At 65.3% G+C, this 17,205-nt stretch carries 14 protein-coding genes; 2 read left to right on the forward strand and 12 right to left on the reverse strand.

Translation table 11 applies throughout. From position 1 onward, the window contains the following. Positions 1 to 14 precede the first annotated feature (14 nt). Positions 15 to 1,070 (forward strand): anthranilate phosphoribosyltransferase, encoded by a 1,056-nt coding sequence (gene trpD / locus JOF28_RS02895; protein WP_209704381.1) that lies wholly within the window; start codon positions 15 to 17, stop codon positions 1,068 to 1,070. A gap of 60 nt (positions 1,071 to 1,130) precedes the next feature. Here the strand turns inward: trpD and JOF28_RS02900 are convergent, their stop codons facing one another. The 6 genes from JOF28_RS02900 to erpA form a co-directional block, all read right to left on the reverse strand. After that, positions 1,131 to 1,535, reverse strand: a complete 405-nt coding sequence (locus tag JOF28_RS02900; RefSeq protein WP_209704382.1) for a TetR/AcrR family transcriptional regulator — start codon at positions 1,533 to 1,535, stop codon at positions 1,131 to 1,133. Positions 1,536 to 1,539: 4 nt separating this feature from the next. Continuing rightward, entirely contained in the window at positions 1,540 to 1,983 is a 444-nt protein-coding gene (locus JOF28_RS02905; protein WP_209704383.1) for a GNAT family N-acetyltransferase, read from the reverse strand. A 12-nt stretch (positions 1,984 to 1,995) separates the two neighbouring features. Next, entirely contained in the window at positions 1,996 to 2,421 is a 426-nt protein-coding gene (locus tag JOF28_RS02910; RefSeq protein ID WP_209704384.1) for a cytochrome c oxidase subunit 4, read from the reverse strand. A gap of 19 nt (positions 2,422 to 2,440) precedes the next feature. Further along, positions 2,441 to 4,078, reverse strand: coding sequence for an aa3-type cytochrome oxidase subunit I (gene ctaD / locus JOF28_RS02915; protein ID WP_209704385.1), 1,638 nt, complete (start codon positions 4,076 to 4,078; stop codon positions 2,441 to 2,443). Between the two features lie 16 nt (positions 4,079 to 4,094). Next, a complete protein-coding gene (ctaC, locus tag JOF28_RS02920) occupies positions 4,095 to 4,952 on the reverse strand; it encodes an aa3-type cytochrome oxidase subunit II (protein WP_209704386.1) in 858 nt (285 codons plus the stop codon). A 157-nt stretch (positions 4,953 to 5,109) separates the two neighbouring features. Further along, on the reverse strand, positions 5,110 to 5,487 hold the full coding sequence (erpA, locus tag JOF28_RS02925; protein ID WP_209704387.1) for an iron-sulfur cluster insertion protein ErpA: 378 nt from the start codon (positions 5,485 to 5,487) through the stop codon (positions 5,110 to 5,112). 155 nt (positions 5,488 to 5,642) lie between these two features. Here erpA and JOF28_RS02930 point away from each other — a divergent pair, with 155 nt between their 5' ends. Beyond that, the gene (locus tag JOF28_RS02930; RefSeq protein WP_342452061.1) at positions 5,643 to 6,209 is read left to right on the forward strand and encodes a DUF3043 domain-containing protein; all 567 of its coding nucleotides are present in this window, start codon (positions 5,643 to 5,645) and stop codon (positions 6,207 to 6,209) included. Positions 6,210 to 6,327: 118 nt separating this feature from the next. Here the strand turns inward: JOF28_RS02930 and JOF28_RS02935 are convergent, their stop codons facing one another. The 6 genes from JOF28_RS02935 to gltB form a co-directional block, all read right to left on the reverse strand. Next, entirely contained in the window at positions 6,328 to 7,380 is a 1,053-nt protein-coding gene (locus tag JOF28_RS02935) for a quinone-dependent dihydroorotate dehydrogenase (RefSeq protein ID WP_209704389.1), read from the reverse strand. A gap of 4 nt (positions 7,381 to 7,384) precedes the next feature. Continuing rightward, a complete protein-coding gene (gene nrdR, locus JOF28_RS02940) occupies positions 7,385 to 7,864 on the reverse strand; it encodes a transcriptional regulator NrdR (RefSeq protein WP_209704390.1) in 480 nt (159 codons plus the stop codon). A 3-nt stretch (positions 7,865 to 7,867) separates the two neighbouring features. Next, positions 7,868 to 9,178: a histidinol dehydrogenase gene (gene hisD / locus JOF28_RS02945; protein WP_209704391.1), complete on the reverse strand. Its 1,311-nt coding sequence runs from the start codon at positions 9,176 to 9,178 to the stop codon at positions 7,868 to 7,870. Between the two features lie 50 nt (positions 9,179 to 9,228). Then, positions 9,229 to 10,764, reverse strand: coding sequence for a DUF7059 domain-containing protein (locus JOF28_RS02950; RefSeq protein ID WP_209704392.1), 1,536 nt, complete (start codon positions 10,762 to 10,764; stop codon positions 9,229 to 9,231). Positions 10,765 to 10,933: 169 nt separating this feature from the next. Then, positions 10,934 to 12,382 (reverse strand): glutamate synthase subunit beta, encoded by a 1,449-nt coding sequence (locus JOF28_RS02955; RefSeq protein ID WP_209704393.1) that lies wholly within the window; start codon positions 12,380 to 12,382, stop codon positions 10,934 to 10,936. Next, entirely contained in the window at positions 12,375 to 17,000 is a 4,626-nt protein-coding gene (gltB, locus tag JOF28_RS02960; protein WP_209704394.1) for a glutamate synthase large subunit, read from the reverse strand. The genes JOF28_RS02955 and gltB overlap by 8 nt, the downstream gene beginning before the upstream one ends. Positions 17,001 to 17,205 lie beyond the last annotated feature (205 nt).

Consider the following 17,205-nt stretch of genomic DNA (forward strand, 5'->3'; position numbering starts at 1 on the left):
ATAAGATGAAGGTCATGATCGACGAGCAAACCTGGCCCACCATCCTCACTAATCTGCTCGCGGGCGATGATCTCAGCGTCTCGCAGGCCGAGTGGGCAATGTCACGGTTTATGAAGGGTGACGCCTCGGGCGCACAGATTGGCGCCTTCCTGGTGGCGCTGCAGTCGAAGGGCACGACCGTTGACGAGGTCATCGGCTTTCGTGACGCGATCTTGCAGGAGGCACTCCCCCTCGCGCTCCCCGCGATGTCACTCGACATTGTGGGCACGGGCGGTGACCGCTTCGGCACCGTCAACATTTCGACGATGGCCTCCATTATCTCGGCGGCCTCAGGCGTGCCCGTCGTAAAGCATGGCAACCGCGCGGCGAGCAGCCTCTCTGGCTCCTCCGATGTGCTCGGTGCCCTCGGTATTGACCTCACCCTCGATGCGGCTCATCTTGAGCGCACCTTCGAGCAGGCCGGCATTGCGTTTGTGCACGCCGCACACTTCCTCCCCGGCTTCCGCCACGTGGCCAGCGCCCGCAAGGACCTGGGCATCCCCACCGTGTTCAACTTCCTCGGACCGCTCTGCAACCCGGTGCGCCCCGAGGCATCGGCCGTCGGCGTCGCCGACATCAATAAGATCCCGATCTTTGTGGGCGTCTTCCGCCTGCGCGGCGCCTCGGCGCTGGTCTTCCGCGGCGATGACGGCCTCGACGAGCTCACGACCACGGGTCACTCAAGGCTCTGGGAAGTCACGCGCGGCGGTCTCACCGAGCACGACATCGATCCCCGCGATCTGGGCATCCCCCGCGCGCAGATGCAGGATCTCATTGGCGGCACCCCCGAAGAGAACGCGCTCGTGGTGCGCCGCGTACTCGGCGGCGAAAAGGGCCCCGTGCGCGACATCGTGCTACTCAATGCCGCAGCTGGCATGGTGGCATACGACCTCGCGGCTCGCCCCGAGAGCGCCGATACACCGCTGCTCGAGCGCCTCGCAGCGAAGCTCGTCGTCGCAGCCGACACCATCGACTCTGGAGCTGGCGAGCGCAAGCTTGCGGCGTGGGCCGAGGCGGCCAGCGCGGCATAACCCGACACTCCCAGACCAAATAGTTCGGGCCGGGCGCATTAGCGCCCGGCCCGAACTATTTCATTCACCGAGGAGTTCACCCCGGGCGAGTCGTGACGCGGCGGCGAGCACGATTTGGTCGCGATGCGCGGGTGTCAGCACGTCTGCAAGGCGGTGCCGGATCACTGCCCCGTGATCCGGATCCAAAGCGGTCGCAAGCGCTTGATAGATCAGCAGCTCAGCAGCGGCGAGGAGCGCGGTATCGCGCGTATGCACGCGGTCGAGCGCCTCGTCGAGGCAAGCCAAGAAGAGCTCAGGCTTGCCCGTAAAGTTTGTGTACACGTGGGGTTGTGGCACTTCAGCGCGCGCAGCGATGCGTGCGGTAGAGGCCCCCTGATAGCCGTACAGGCCGAACTCGTGGAGTCCGGCCTGTACAAGGCGTGCCCGGTTTTCACCGGGCTTACGGCGGGCGCGACGCTCGGTCACGCCACTAGCCGAGATCGAGGATCTTGCGGTAGTGCTCACCCACCGGTTCGAATCCACGGTGGTTGTAGAACGAGCCGATGCGACCGGTCGAGGCCGACAGCTGCCGCACACCCCGTCCCATGCAGTAGTGCTCGTTGGCCTGCATGAGGCGATCGCCGACGCCGTGCTCGCGCACGGCCTCGTCAACAACAATCTCTTGCAGGTGGGCGGTCAGCCCTGGCGCGTGAAGCAGTCGGGACACCGTCATCAGTGAGTAACCAACTACGCGGGAGTCGTGCTCAGCGACAAACAGAATGTTGGTCTCTTGGTCACGACGCCGCAAAACGTTATCGAATGCGACGAGAAACTCGTCGCGACCGATTGGCTCACGGCCTGTCTGATACTGGCGCGCCAGCGCGAAAACGGATGAACCGTCTTCGCGCTGGCCGCGTCGGATGTTGATGCTCAAGGTGTGAATACCTTAGCGGGCGAAAACGCCGCGGTAGTACTCGTACACCCAGCCGACCACACCGATTGCCACGAGGGGAATGGTGAGGAAGGAGAGCCAGAACTGGAACCCAACAGCCAAACCAAGCATCACGATTGAGCAACCGAATGCGAGGAATACGGGCCACCAGCTCCACGGGCTGAACTCGCCGAGCTCAGGATCCGCGTCATTGATGTCAGCCTCAAGCTGATCCTGAGGGGTGTCGCCGCCACCCTGCTTCTTGATGACGAGCATCAAGTAGAAGGCAATGAAGCCCGTCAGGCCGCCACCGAGCACGAGGGCAGTAGTACCGGCCCACTCGACGTAGCCGTGAGTGATGAAGTTCCAGATGACGTAAGTCGCTGCAACCACCACGAAGTACGCGGTGAGGATTGTGAAGATAACTGCGTTAGCCTTCATTGTATTTTTCCTTCCGCTCTTACTTCTTGGGTGCGAGTTCTGGTGCGGGCTCGGGCTGCTTCACGCCACTCACCTCGGGGTGGTTCAAATCGAACGCCGGTGACTCTGAACGAATACGCGGGATCGAGGTGAAGTTGTGGCGAGGCGGCGGGCAAGAGGTTGCCCACTCGAGCGAGCGACCGTAACCCCAGGGGTCATCAACCGTGACCTTGGGTGCACGACGTGCGGTGATGTATACGTTCAAGAGGAACGGAATCATCGATGCACCGAGGATCATCGCGCCAACCGTTGACAGCTGGTTACCCCACGTCACGCCGTCAGACGGCAGGTACGTGTAGTAACGGCGAGGCATGGCCATGACGCCGAGCCAGTGCTGTACGAGGAAGGTCATGTGGAAGCCGATGAACAGCACCCAGAAGTGAACCTTTCCAAGACGCTCGTTGAGCATCTTGCCTGTCCACTTCGGCCACCAGAAGTAGAAGCCGGCGAACATGGCGAAGACAACCGTACCGAACACGACGTAGTGGAAGTGAGCCACAACGAAGTAGGTATCGGAGAGGTGGAAGTCAAGCGCGGGCGAAGCCAGGATGACACCGGTGAGGCCACCGAAGACGAAGGTCACGAGGAAGCCAAGCGACCAGAGCATCGGAGTCTCGAACGTGATCGAGCCACGCCACATTGTGCCGAGCCAGTTGAAGATCTTCACACCAGTCGGTACGGCGATGAGCATCGTCATCAGCGAGAAGAACGGCAAGAGTACTGAGCCGGTGACGTACATGTGGTGAGCCCACACGGTCATCGAGAGTGCAGCGATCGAGATCGTTGCGTACACGAGCGTCTTGTAACCGAAGATCGGCTTGCGGCTGAACACCGGGAAGATCTCAGAGACAATGCCGAAGAACGGCAGCGCGATGATGTACACCTCGGGGTGACCGAAGAACCAGAACAGGTGCTGCCAGAGGATTGCTCCGCCCTCACCCGTGTAGATATCGGCGCCGAAGACGCGGTCAGCGGCGAGGCCGAAGAGCGCAGCAGCGAGCACGGGGAACACCAGCAGCACGAGGATCGAGGTGATCAACGTGTTCCAGGTGAAGATCGACATGCGGAACATGGTCAGGCCAGGTGCGCGCATGGTGATGATGGTGGTGATGAAGTTCACGCCACCCAAGATGGTGCCGAAGCCACTGATGGCCAGGCCGACGACCCAGAGGTTACCGCCCACACCGGGCGAGTACGTCACGTCTGACAGCGGCGCATATGCGAACCAGCCAAACGAAGCCGCACCCTGCGGGGTGAGGAAGCCGCCCACAGCGATCAGCGAACCGAACGTGTAGAGCCAGAATGCGAATGCGTTCAGTCGCGGGAACGCGACGTCAGGTGCACCGATCTGGAGCGGCATCAGGACGTTTGCGAAGCCCGAGAACAGCGGGGTTGCAAACATCAACAGCATGATGGTGCCGTGCATCGTGAACAGCTGGTTGTACTGTTCCTTCGTTGCGACGACCTCAAGGCCGGGCGCGAACAGCTGCGCACGAATCACCAGTGCCAACAGGCCACCGATAAGGAACCACGTAAAGGAGCTGATCAGGTACATGTACCCAATCACCTTATGATCCGTGGACGTTATCCACGAAACAACGACATTGCCCTTCTTCATTATTCTGCCTTACCCCTTAGTACTGGTTCTCGTTCTGGGCCTTGGCTTCGTCACCGTAGAAGTGCTCCTGGTTCGGGTTGTACTCCACGCTCACCTGCCCAGTGTTGCCTGCGTCACGCAGCGACTTCACATACGCGTCGTACTCGTCCTGCTCAACCACGTGAACTTCAAAGAGCATCATTGAGTGGTATTCGCCACACAGCTCAGCACACTTACCCATGAACGTGCCAGTCTTCTCTGGCGTAATGCTCATGTAGTTGGTCTGGCCCGGGATCATGTCCTTCTTGTACAAGAACTCCACAACCCAGAACGAGTGGATTACGTCACGGGTCTCAAGGCGCAACTCGGTGGTCTTACCCACCGGCAGGTAGAGAACAGGCATGGTATCTGCCGTGGCCTCTCCCTCGTTGTCGGTTTGCACCTGAACACCCTGGAAGTAGACGTCATCATTTACGTAGTTGAAGTCCCACGCCCAGCGCTTGCCCACTACCTCAACCACATTTTCAGGGTTGTCGTAGCGCGCTTCGATCGATGCCTGCTCCTGTGCGGTGAACGCAAAGAAGCCGAGGACCAAGAACACGGGGACAACCGTGAAGAAGGTCTCGATCGGCATGTTGTACCGCATCTGCACGGGCAGGCCGGTCTGGCCCTTCCGGCGACGGTAGGCGATAGTCGCCCAGATGATCAAGCCCCAGGTGATTGCACCAATAATTAGCAGCACAATCCAGGAGGTCACCCAAAGACCGGTGATCCCGTCTGTGTGGTTGGTTGCACCCTCAGAGCCGGCGGGCAAAAAGCCGCGCTTCTGCTCAGGGGTGCAGCCCGCGAGCAGCAGGGCTGCCGAGAGCGCGACCGGAGCCGCGACCCATTTCATTCGACGATTGGAACGCACCGCATACCTTTCGAAACATTTCTCGCCGCCCATTACCGGGCAGGCGAAGCTGATTACTCCCTGTTAGCTTAGCGGGAAGCTGAGCGTTCCCCGAACCACGCGCGAGTGTCGCGCTGAGATTTTCGGGGTAATTTGCGTGCTAGCTGAAGCTATCGCCGCATGCGCAGCTGCCCGCTGCGTTGGGATTGTCGATTGTGAAGCCCTGCTTCTGGATTGAATCTTCGAAATCAATCGAAGCGCCGCTCAGGTAGGGCACGCTCATTCCGTCCACAACGACCTCAACGCCATCAAAGTTCACCACGGCGTCGTCTTCGAGCTCACGCTCATCGAAAAACAGCTGGTAAATCAGGCCCGAGCAACCGCCGGGCTGTACGGCGATGCGCAGGCGCAGGTCATCTCGACCCTCCTGAGCGAGCAGGCTGCGAACTTTCTCGCGGGCCCCTTCGCTCAGCGTTACGCCGTGGGCGTTTTCAACCGCTGACTTCGAGCTGTCAGCGTCTAAAGTTTCCGTGCTCATGGGCACTCCTCACCCTCAATGCAAGTATCTCCACTCACTCTACCCCCGACGTGGGATTTCAGCCCGGTCAGGCACGGTAGTCTGGGTCAAGTGTCGGCGTCAGTCGATAAAGCTATTTCGTGCGATTACGCACCCAATTGAGAGGACAGGCCTTGGTGAAGAAGGGCGCTGAAGACGCGAGCAACCCGGTTGAGGCCGAGGGCCCAGCAGCAGGTAAGGGCCGCCCGACCCCGTCGCGCAAGCAGGCGCAGGCCGCCAATGCCCGCCCGATCGTTGGTTCGAAAGACAAGACGATGCAGAAAGAGATGCGTCGTCAGCAGAACGAGGCGCGTGAGCGCGCACGCGTGGGCATGATGCACGGCGAAGAGCGCTACCTGGGCCCGCGTGACCGCGGCCCGCAGCGCCGCTTCGTGCGTGACTATGTCGATGCGCGCTGGAGCCTGGGCGAGCTGCTCATTCCAATGATGCTCGTGGTGCTGTTGATGACGTTCATCCCCGGCATCATGCAGGTTATTAGCTTGTTCGTGATTTGGGCGTTCGTGGCGCTCGCGATCATCGACGCGGTGACCCTCGGGTTCACGCTGCGCCGCAAGCTCGTGGCCAAGTTTGGCGAAGATCAGGTGCAGCCCGGTTTCCGCTGGTACGCCGCGATGCGTGCGTTCCAGTTCCGCCCGCTGCGCATGCCCAAGCCGCAGGTGCGCCGCCGCCAGTTCCCCCAGTAGGGCGATCTCGCTACCAAAAACTGCCGCTGGCCCGATTGGGGCCAGCGGCAGTTTCTGTATCTGCGCGAATGTACACGCCACGCGGCTCCGGATCATGCCCGGTCAGCTACCGCTTGAGTTATGCGGTGACTGCGTTGCCGCGAAAGCCGAGGCGTTTCAGTCCACGGTTGATGTTAGCCGCCCACAACGGCCCCTCGTAGATGAAGGCCGTATAGCCCTGCACGAGCGTGGCGCCCGCGGCGACCCGCTCGTAGACGTCGTGGGCGTCTGCCACGCCGCCCACAGAGATGACACAAAAATCAGGATCGGGCGCGACCTCTCGAATGCGGCGTAGCACCTCGAGCGAGCGCGTGCGCAGCGGCTCCCCCGACAACCCGCCGGCACCCATTTCGGCCACCCGGTCGTCGCTCTCAGAAAGACCCTCACGAGAAATCGTCGTGTTCGTGGCGATGATGCCGTCGAGCCCGAGGCGCACGGCCAGCTGCACAATGCCGTCGATTTGCGTGTCGTCCATGTCGGGCGCAATCTTCACGAGCAGCGGCGTTGTCGCGGCAGCACGTTTCACTTCGGCCAACAGTGGTTCGAGCAACTCGACTTCTTGCAGACCTCGCAGCCCGGGCGTGTTGGGTGACGAGACATTGACAGCGAGGTAGTCGGCGATCGGGGCGAGCCGCTCGGCGCTCCACACATAATCTGCGGTGGCGTCTTCGACGTTGGTGACGCGGCTCTTGCCGATGTTCACTCCGATGACGGGGCGGTGCCGGGCCATGCGTGCGCGCTCCACCTTGGGTACGGCCGCCGCCGATCCCCCGTTGTTGAACCCCATGCGGTTGATAATGCCACGATCCCCCACGAGCCGAAACATGCGCGGCTTCGGGTTACCGGGTTGGGCGTGCCGGGTGAGCGTGCCTACCTCGACGTGGCCGAATCCAAGGGCTCCTAGGCCCAAAATACCGGAGGCGTTCTTATCAAAGCCGGCGGCTACCCCAAAGGGACTCGGAAATTCGAGGCCCAAAGCGCGCACCGCAAGTGAAGCGTGCGGTGCGCAATACTTAGCCAGCAGCGGCCGCGCCACCGGCGCGACCTGAATCACAGCGAACGCCAGGTGATGCGCGTACTCAGGGTTCATACGCCGCAGCACATACTGAAACAGGGCCGGATAAATTCGCATGACGCTAGGACTCCTGAGGGGTCGAGGTGGGCGCCGGGCTCGGGTGAGCGCGCAGCTCGGCAATCGCCGCATCAAAATCTGCGAGCGACTTAAAGGCTTGGTAGACGCTCGCGAAGCGCAAGTATGCGACCTCGTCGAGCTCACGCAGGTGAGGCAGCACGGCGAGGCCGATCTCGTTCGCGTCGAACTGAGCAATGCCGCTAGAGCGCACCGACTCTTCGACCCGCTGGGCGAGCAACGCGAGGTCGGCGTCGGTGACGGGGCGGCCCTGGCAGGCCTTACGCACACCGCTCATCACCTTCTCACGGCTGAACGGCTCGACCACACCCGAGCGCTTAATCACGGTGAGCGTCGCAGTTTCGGTCGTCGAGAAACGCCGACCGCACTCGGGACACTGGCGCCTGCGCCTGATGGACAAGCCATCGTCTGCGGTGCGTGAGTCAATCACACGACTGTCGGGGTGTCTGCAGAACGGACAGTGCATGACCTACGCCTCACTCTCGAAGCGGGCGCTCACGGCTTCGCCATGCGCCGGTAGCCCCTCCGCGCCAGCGAGCGCCAACAGCGGCGCCTCGAGCGTCTTCAGGGTGTCGCGGTCGTAACGCACAATCTGCTGCGGGCGCAGGAACGTGTGCGCTCCCAGGCCCGAGGCAAAGCGAGCCGTGCCCCCAGTGGGGAGCACGTGGTTTGATCCGGCGAGATAATCACCGAGGCTCACGGGCGTGTAGCTGCCCACAAAGATCGCACCCGCGTCGGTGATCTGCGCGAGCACCTCGTCGTCGATCGCGGTCTGAATCTCGAGGTGTTCGGGGCCGTAGGCGTTGCTCAGCGTCGCTGCGACGGCCAGGCTGTCCACCAAAATCACGGCCGACTGCGGGCCGGCAAGCGCAGTCTGGGCGCGCTCTGCGTGGCGCGTGCGCGACACTCTGCCGGTGACCTCAGCTGACACGCGCTCAGCGAGCTCTACCGAGGTGGTGACGAGCACCGAGGCCGCGGCCTCGTCGTGCTCGGCCTGGCTAATGAGGTCGGCGGCGACGAACCTGGCGTCGGCCGACGCATCAGCAATGATCATGATCTCGGTCGTGCCGGCCTCAGAATCGATGCCGCACAGGCCACTCACCACGCGCTTGGCCGCGGCAACAAACACGTTGCCCGGGCCGGTCACCACGTCAACCGGATCGAGCCCGATCTCGGGCACACCGTGTGCGAAGGCGGCGATCGCGCCGGCGCCGCCGATGGCGTACACCTCTTCGATGCCGCACAGCGCAGCGGCCCACAATACGGCGGGGTGCGGCAGGCCCGCGTTATCGCGCTGCGCGGGCGAGGCGAGTGCCAGCCCGGGCACGCCCGCGACCTGCGCCGACACGGCGTTCATGATCACCGATGAGGGGTAGGCGGCCTTGCCACCCGGGGCGTACAACCCCACGCGGGTGACCGGCTGCCAGCGCTGCGTAATCGTCGCGCCGTCACTCATACGGGTCACCTGCTCGGCGGGTACCTGCGCAGCGGCGCCGCGGCGCAATCGAGCAATGAGCTCGGTGAGCGCCTGCTCCACCTCGGGCGGGCAGTCGGCAAGCGAGTCACGAATCGCGTCTACGGGTACCCGCAGCGCATGGCCCGTGACCCCGTCGAACGATTCAGCCTGTTCACGGAGGGCAGCCTCGCCCCGCGCAGCAACATCAGCGACGAGCGGGCGCACGCGCGCCACAGCATCGTCGGCGCTGAGCGCCGCTCGGGGAACGAGTTTCAGCAGGTCTCCGCGCGTGAGCTCGCGGCCCCGCAAATCAATCGTTCGCATCACATTTCCACTCTACCGGCCTGAGCGGGGCTTCGACGCCGCGCAGGCCGTCAATTCGCTGGGGTGAGCATCCCCAACCACGACAGTTCGCGGGCGCTCGCGATCAGCGCCTGTCGCGAAGCGGCGGCGTCGATCTCCAGCAGGGTCGCCAGCGCGTCGGCAATCTGCCCCATCGTGAGCTCGCCATCGCAGGCCCCCAGGGCCGCCGCGAGCAGCGGATCCGCGGCCACACGGCGCGAAATCGGCTGTGAGGTTTCGAGGGTGATCGCGCGCGGCGCTTCAACGCCCGGCTCGTGCTCGCGGTGTTCAACGACGGCGTCGTCACGCAGCCATTGGGTGTCGAGTACTTCGGCGTCGGTCATCAGCGCGGCCCGCACACCCGCATCGAATGCGGCAGCGAGCGTCGCGCCAGCCTGCTCAGACGCAAACGCCCCGGTGGCCTGCTCAAGATGCACGAGCGGATCGCGCGTGGCCTGCGCGGTCTCCCCTGCGATGCGCTGCACTCGAATTGAGCCGAGCCCCACGCTCACCACGCGCCGGTCGTCGAAGTCGTTCAGCCATGCCGCCAATCGGCGGTTATAGCTGTCGCTCCCCGGGCGTTCCCCGCCGTCTCGCGCCCACATCTGCGCGTATCCGAGCGGGTCGAGGCGGTCGCGCTCGATCACCCATGCGGCAAGACCGGGCACTTCGGCCGCCGCGATCCAGCCGCGAACCCGTTCGAGGCCGTTTCCGCCCCACGGGCTCTCCCAGTTTGCGAGGCACACGAGGGTGCCACCCGGGGCGAGATAGCGCGGCCCCTGGCCCACGACGTCAGCAGCCAGGGCATCGCCTGCGCGACCACCATCGCGGTATTCGTAGACGGGCTCATCGGCGTTGCGCGGGGTGATCACGAACGGCGGATTGGAGGCGATGAGCGCGAACTGCTCGCCTTCGACCGGCGCGAAGAGATCACCGAGGCGAAACTCGATGCGATCGGCGTACCCGTTGAGGCGGGCGTTTGCCCGGCCCAGCATCAGGGCGCGCTCTGAAATATCGGTGGCGACCACGCGCTCACTGCGCAGGGCAAGGTGCAGCGCGACAATGCCGCAGCCCGTGCCGAGGTCGAGGGCCGTGGGTACCTGTGCGGGTGACAGCTGGGCGATGAGCGAGCGGGTTGCTCCGCCCACCCCCATGACGTGATCGGTGCGGGCCGGGCCGCCGCGCAGGTGGTCGTCAAGGTCAGAGATGATCCACCAGTGCTGGTCGTCTGCCGAGTCGGCCACCAACACCGGGTTGAGTGAGAGGGCGGCGCGCAGCGCGTCGCCCGTGCTCGTCGCGATGCCCAGCGTTACCAGCCCTGCGGCCCGCAGCTGCGGCAGCGCGGCGTCTACCTGTGTGGCGGGCACCTCGTCGCCGAGCAGCAGCAGGCTCGTCAGCGTCGCGAGCGGCGAGCTCGGGCGCTGCGCCAGTGCGCGGCGGGCGGCGAACACCACGCCGCTTTCGCGTGCGCGGTTCGCGGGCTCACCCAGCAGCGTTTCGATGGCGTCGGGCAAAAAGCCGGCGGCCGACAGGTCGGCGGCGAGCAGGTCAATGAGGTCGTCAGTCACCTCTGTAGGATACCGCCGCGCACAGGTGCCCGGTCGACGTCTCACCGCATGAAATATCGTACGGTGATGTATTTATTACACAGGGTAATGATTGTTGATCGGCGGTTTGGCGCGGGCTCAGGCACTCACCCGTAGGTTCAGCCCTGCCCGCACCACTCACGCTGCTGGCTTACGCGAAGCCGCGATCTGACGCCTTCACCGGCGAGGGCAGCCGTGATTCGCCGTGCAAAAAGCGGTCGACCGAGGCCGCGGCTGAGCGCCCCTCAGCGATCGCCCACACGATCAGCGACTGGCCACGGCCCGCATCGCCGGCCACGAATACGCCCTGGTCACCAGTCGCGAAATCGTCGCTGCGCGCAAACGCGCCGCGGCTCGTGCGCTCGAGGCGCACCTCGGGGTCAACCACCGGCTCTGCCCCGGTGAACCCCATGGCGATGAGCACGAGGTCGGCCTCGATCAGCTGTTCGGTGCCGGCGATGGGCTCGCGCCCGCGCTCGGTGAACCCGGTTTCGGCGACCTTCAGCCCGGTGACGGCGCCCGCCTCCCCCACAAACTCGACGGTTGAGGCCAGGTAGCTGCGTTCGCCCCCCTCTTCGTGTGAGCTCGACACTTCAAACAGCTGCGGGTGTGTCGGCCAGGGCTGGCCGACGGGCCGCGTAACCCCGGGCTGACGGCCAATGGCCAGACTGGTGACGCTCACGGCGCCCTGGCGCAGGGCGGTGCCGACGCAGTCTGATCCGGTGTCGCCGCCGCCAATCACAATGACGCGCTTGCCGCGTGCGTCGAATTCTGCTGGCAGCGCGCTGCCCTGTACAACACGGTTCGCGGCCGTGAGGTATGACATCGCCTCATGAATGCCCGTCAGCTCGCGCCCCGGCAGGGTGAGCTCGCGCGCAATCCCGGCCCCGGTGGCGACCACCACGGCGTCAAAGCGGCGCTTCAGCTCGCCCCACTGCATGTCTTCGCCAATGGTGACACCGCAGCGAAAGCGCGTGCCCTCGGCACGCAGCTGCTCGATCCGGCGCTCTACAAGGCCCTTTTCGAGCTTGAAATCGGGGATGCCGAAGCGCAGCAGGCCCCCGGGCTGTTCGTCACGCTCGTAGACGACGACGGTGTGACCGGCGCGGGTGAGCTGTTGGGCGGCGGCGAGGCCCGCCGGGCCCGAGCCCACCACGGCCACGCGCTTGCCCGTGAGCCGCTCGGGCGGGTGCGGGGTGACCCAACCGTGCGCGAACGCCTCATCGATGATGCTGTTCTCGATCTGCTTAATCGTGACCGCGGGCTGGTTGATGCCGAGCACGCACGCTGATTCACACGGCGCGGGGCAAGCCCGGCCGGTGAACTCGGGGAAGTTGTTCGTCTCGTGCAGCCGCTCGATCGCGTCTTTGCCGCGCCCCCGATGCGTCAGGTCGTTCCACTCGGGAATCAGGTTGCCCAGCGGGCAACCCTGATGGCAGAACGCAACACCGCAGTCCATACACCGCGAAGCCTGCTTGGCGACGACGAGCGGGTTTGCCGGGTCGACGACCTCGCGCCAGTCTTGCAGCCGCAGCGCGACGGGGCGTTTGGGCGCAAGCTCACGCTCACGCAGCGTCATGAATCCCTGTGGGTCAGCCACGGGTTGCCTCCAAAATTTCGGTCCATACCTGCGTGCCATCGGGGTCGGTGCCCGCGGCCTGAGCGCGCACGCGCACCTCAAGCACGCGTGCGTAGTCGCGCGGCAGCACATGGGTGAAACGTGCCAGCGTGCGCTCGCGGTCAGTCGCGAGCTCATCGATCAGCTGCCTTGCGACATCTGACCCGGTCTGTTCGAGGTGCTGGGTGAGCAGATCTTCGATCCGGATCTCCAGTGCCTCGCGTGCCGCGCCCGTCATCTCGCCCAGGGGCCACAGGCCGAGTGCGCCCGAGCCCAGCTCAGACGCGTTGACGTGGGCGGGGTTGAGGTCGAGCACGACCGCTTCGCCGCCCGACATGCCGGCGCCCAGGTTGCGGCCCGTGGGGCCGAGAATCAGCGCGAAGCCGCCCGTGAAGTATTCGAGCGCGTGGTCGCCCACGCCCTCGACGACCGCGGTGGCGCCCGAGCCGCGCACCAAGAAGCGTTCGCCCACGGCGCCCGCAATCCACAGTGAACCGCTCGTGGCGCCGTAGCCAATAACGTTGCCCGCGATCACGCGGCCCTGGTCACCGAAGCCAATCGTGGCCTCAGCGGGGTGCGGCCGCAGCGCGATTTCACCGCCCGAGAGCCCCTTGCCGACGTAGTCATTGGCGTCGCCCACGAGGCGCAGCGTGATGCCCGCGGGCAAAAACGCGCCAAGCGACTGGCCAGCAGAGCCCGTCAGCGTGATGTCGATCGTGCCCTGGGGCAGCCCCGCCGCACCGCGCACGCGGGTAACCTCGGCGCCCAGCAGGGTGCCGACCGCGCGGTCAATGTTGTGGATGGGCAGGTCGAACACGGCCGGTTCGGCCCGCTCAATGCCGGCGCCGCACGCTTCAAGCAGCGCAATGTCGAAGTGGTCCTCGACGCCGTGCTCTTGCGCGACGCCGTGGCGCCGGGGAGCGCCCTCGGCGAAGCTGGGCCCACGCAAAATGGGGGTGAGATCGAGCCCGTCGGCCTTCCAGTGCCGCACCGCGGCATCGATATCGAGCGCGTCGGTGTCGCCCACGGCCTCGTCGAGGCTGCGGTAGCCCAGGCTCGCGAGAATCTCGCGCACCTCTTCGGCCAGGAACATGAAGAAGTTGACGATGTGCACGGCCTGACCGGTGAACCGCGAGCGCAGCTCGGGGTTTTGGGTGGCGACGCCCACGGGGCAGGTGTCGAGGTGGCAGGCGCGCATCATGATGCAGCCCGACACCACCAGCGGCGCGGTCGCGAAACCAAACTCCTCGGCGCCCAGCAGCGCGGCGATCACGATATCGCGGCCCGTCTTGAGCTGGCCATCGGCCTGCAACACGACGCGGTCGCGCAGCCCGTTGAGCATCAGCGTCTGCTGTGCCTCGGCGAGACCGAGCTCCCACGGCGACCCCGCGTGCTTCAGCGAGTTCATGGGGCTCGCGCCCGTGCCGCCGTCGTGGCCCGAGATCAAGATCACGTCAGAGAGCGCTTTGGCGACGCCCGCGGCAACCGGGCCAATGCCCGACTGCGACACGAGCTTCGTCGAGATGCGCGCGGCGGGGTTAGCCCGCTTCAAGTCATAGATCAGCTGCTTCAGGTCTTCGATCGAGTAGATGTCGTGGTGCGGGGGCGGCGAAATGAGGCCAACGCCCGGCGTCGCGTGGCGGGTGCGTGCGATCCACGGGTACATCTTGGCCGGGGGCAGCTGGCCACCCTCACCCGGCTTCGCGCCCTGTGCCAGCTTGATCTGAATCTCTTCAGCGCTCACCAGATAGGCGCTCGTCACACCGAAGCGACCCGAGGCGACCTGCTTGATCTTGCTGCGGCGTGTGGGGTCGGCGAGCCGCTCATCGGTCTCGCCGCCCTCGCCCGTGTTCGACTTGCCGCCGATCATGTTCATCGCGATGGCGAGCGTCTCGTGCGCCTCGGGTGAGATGGAGCCGTAGCTCATCGCGCCCGTTGCAAACCGCTTCACGATATCGCTGGCGGGTTCGACCTCATCGATCGACACCGCGGGGCGCTGCGGCGCAAACTTCATCAGCCCGCGCAGCGTCATCAGGCGCTCGGCCTGATCGTTCACGCGTGCCGTGTACTCGGCGAACAGATCGCGGCGACCCGTGCTGGTGGCGTGCTGCAGCTTGTAGATCGTTTCGGGGTCGAAGAGGTGGGGCGCTTCGCCGCGGCGAAAACGGTACTCGCCGCCGGTTTCGAGGCGCTCGTGAGCGAGCGGTGCCGTGTCATCGGGGTAGGCCGCGCGGTGACGTGACGCGACCTCGGCCGCGAGCACATCAAGGTCGACGCCGCCGAGCTTTGACGTGGTGCCCGAGAAGTACCGGTCGACCACGTTGTGTGACAGGCCGATGGCTTCGAAGGCCTGTGCACCGCAGTATGAGGCGACCGTTGAGATGCCCATCTTGCTCATGATCTTGAGCATGCCCTTGCCCAGCGCCTTGATCAGGCGGGCGACGGCTTCGGCCTCGGTGATGCCCGTGAGCACGCCCTCGCGCACCGACAGACCCACCGTTTCCATGGCGAGGTAGGGGTTCACCGCGGCGGCACCGTAGCCGATGAGCGAGGCGACGTGGTGCACCTCGCGCACGTCGCCCGCTTCGGCGATCAGGGCCACGCTCATGCGCTGCCCCGTGCGAATCAGGTGGTGGTGCACGGCCGACACCGCCAGCAGCGACGGCACCGGCGAGAGATCCTTGTTCGAATCGCGGTCAGAGATGATCACGAACTCGGCGCCGGCCTCGGCCGCAGCGCTCGCTTCGCGGCACATCTCATCGATGCGGTCGGCGAGGCCGCGGGCCCCAAAGTCGACCGGGTAGAGGCCACGAATGGTGACGGTGCGCTCGATGCGGGTGTCCTCACCGAAGTGCTGAATGCGCGCGAGCAGGTCGCCGTCGATCACGGGAAAGTCGAGGACGACCTGGCGTGCGTGCGCCGCCGACTGGCTCAGCAGGTTCTCCTGCGGGCCCATGCCAGCGCGCAGGCTCGTGACGAGCTCCTCACGCAGGGCGTCGAGCGGCGGGTTCGTCACCTGCGCAAACTGCTGCACAAAGTAGTCGAAGACGAGCCGGGGCCGGTCGGCGAGCACCGCGATGGGGGTGTCGGTGCCCATGGCGGCGAGGGGCTCGGCGCCGGTGCGCGCCATCGGCTCAATGAGCAGCCGCACCTCCTCTTCGGTGTAGCCGAAGGTGCGCTGGCGGCGCAGAATCGAGGCCTGCGGGTGCACGAGCGGCTCGCGCTCGGGCTCGTCAGAGAGTCTGATGCGGCCCTCGTCGAGCCACTGACCCCAGGGAGCGATCTCGGCGAGCGAGGCCTTCACTTCGGCGTCGGTGCGCACCTCACCCGAGTCGAGGTTGACGGCGAGCATGCGGCCGGGGCGCAACCGGCCGCGGCGTGCCACCCGCTCGGGAGCGATGTCGAGCACGCCGGTCTCGCTCGCGATCACAAGCAGGCCGTCGTTGGTTTCGAGGGTGCGGCCCGGGCGCAGGCCGTTGCGGTCGGTGAGCGCGACGAGCTCGTTACCGTCAGTCGCAATCATTGCCGCTGGGCCATCCCACGGCTCCATCACGAGCGAGTGGTACTCGAGGAAGTCGACGAGTTCAGGCGCGAGGCTGGCCTCGTTCTCCCAGGCCTCGGGCACCATCATGGCGAGTGCGTGGGGCAGCGAACGACCCGCGCGCACGAGCAGTTCGAGCACCTCGTCGAAGCTGGCCGAGTCACTGCCGCCCTCGCTGCAGATGGGCAGCAGCTGCCGCACATCGCCGAGCGCGTCAGAGGCGAGCTGCGCTTCGCGGGCGCGCATCCAGTTGCGGTTGCCGCGCACCGTGTTGATTTCGCCGTTGTGGGCGACGAGGCGCAGCGGCTGGGCCAGGTGCCACGACGGGAAGGTGTTGGTGGAGTAGCGCGAGTGCACGATCGCGAAGCGGCTGGCGAAGCGGTCGTCGTGCAGTTCGGGGTAGAACGCGGGCAGCTGCAGCGTCGTCACCATGCCCTTGTAGACGATGGTGCGCGAGCTCAGCGACGGCAGGTAGCAGCCGGTCTCGTGGCCAATACGCTTGCGGGTGCGAAATGCCTGCCGCTCAAGCGACTCCGGATCAGGTGCCCGCTTTGCCCCCGAGGGTGCCAGAATGAGCTGCTCAATGTGCGGGGCCGCGGCGACCGCGGCCTCCCCCAGAGTGGCGAGCTCGGTGGGCACGGGGCGCCACGCGATCACGTCGAGGCCCTCGTCTGCAGCGATCGAGGCGATGCGGTACTGCACCGAGCGGCGCTCTGCTGCGCCCACGGGCAGGAACGCGAGGCCCGCGATGTAGCGGCCCACTGCTGGCAGCTCGACGCCGGGCAGCGTGGCCGCCAGCTCTGCGCGAATCAGTGCGTCGGGGATGTCGGTGAGAATGCCCGCGCCGTCGCCGGTGCCGGCGTCTGAGCCGACCGCGCCGCGGTGTTCGAGGTGCTCGAGCGCCGTCAACGCGAGCGTGACGGTTTCGTGCCGGGCATCACCCGTGAGCGAGACCACTGCCGCGAGCCCGCAGGCATCACGTTCTTCAGCGGGGTCGTAGAGCCCTACAGGTGTAATGGGTTGGCTCAAAATCGACTTCTGAGCTGTGTGCGAGACCATAGTCGTCCCCTTTCTGCTGGCGGGACAACGGTGGCCCAGGTGGGCTGGCGCGACGCTCAGGACGTCGGTGTCGCGGTGATGTGCGTCAGCGGGCTTGCCACACTATCACTAGAAAATTCGGTGTTTTCACCACTTTTACCAAGCTCCAGCGAATTACGAGGGCAAAATACCTAAATAACTGCACAATCTGCGGCGATATGGCTAT

It is taken from the genome of Leucobacter exalbidus, from assembly GCF_017834145.1.
Taxonomy (GTDB): Bacteria; Actinomycetota; Actinomycetes; order Actinomycetales; family Microbacteriaceae; genus Leucobacter; species Leucobacter exalbidus.

Coding starts and splice junctions, on each gene's coding strand:
- ctaD (WP_209704385.1), bottom strand. CDS start 4,078: ATGAAGAAGGGCAATGTCGTTGTTTCGTGGATAACGTCCACGGATCAT.
- trpD (WP_209704381.1), top strand. CDS start 15: ATGATCGACGAGCAAACCTGGCCCACCATCCTCACTAATCTGCTCGCG.
- erpA (WP_209704387.1), bottom strand. CDS start 5,487: ATGAGCACGGAAACTTTAGACGCTGACAGCTCGAAGTCAGCGGTTGAA.
- gltB (WP_209704394.1), bottom strand. CDS start 17,000: ATGGTCTCGCACACAGCTCAGAAGTCGATTTTGAGCCAACCCATTACA.
- hisD (WP_209704391.1), bottom strand. CDS start 9,178: ATGCGAACGATTGATTTGCGGGGCCGCGAGCTCACGCGCGGAGACCTG.
- JOF28_RS02910 (WP_209704384.1), bottom strand. CDS start 2,421: ATGAAGGCTAACGCAGTTATCTTCACAATCCTCACCGCGTACTTCGTG.
- ctaC (WP_209704386.1), bottom strand. CDS start 4,952: ATGAAATGGGTCGCGGCTCCGGTCGCGCTCTCGGCAGCCCTGCTGCTC.
- nrdR (WP_209704390.1), bottom strand. CDS start 7,864: ATGCACTGTCCGTTCTGCAGACACCCCGACAGTCGTGTGATTGACTCA.
- JOF28_RS02935 (WP_209704389.1), bottom strand. CDS start 7,380: ATGCGAATTTATCCGGCCCTGTTTCAGTATGTGCTGCGGCGTATGAAC.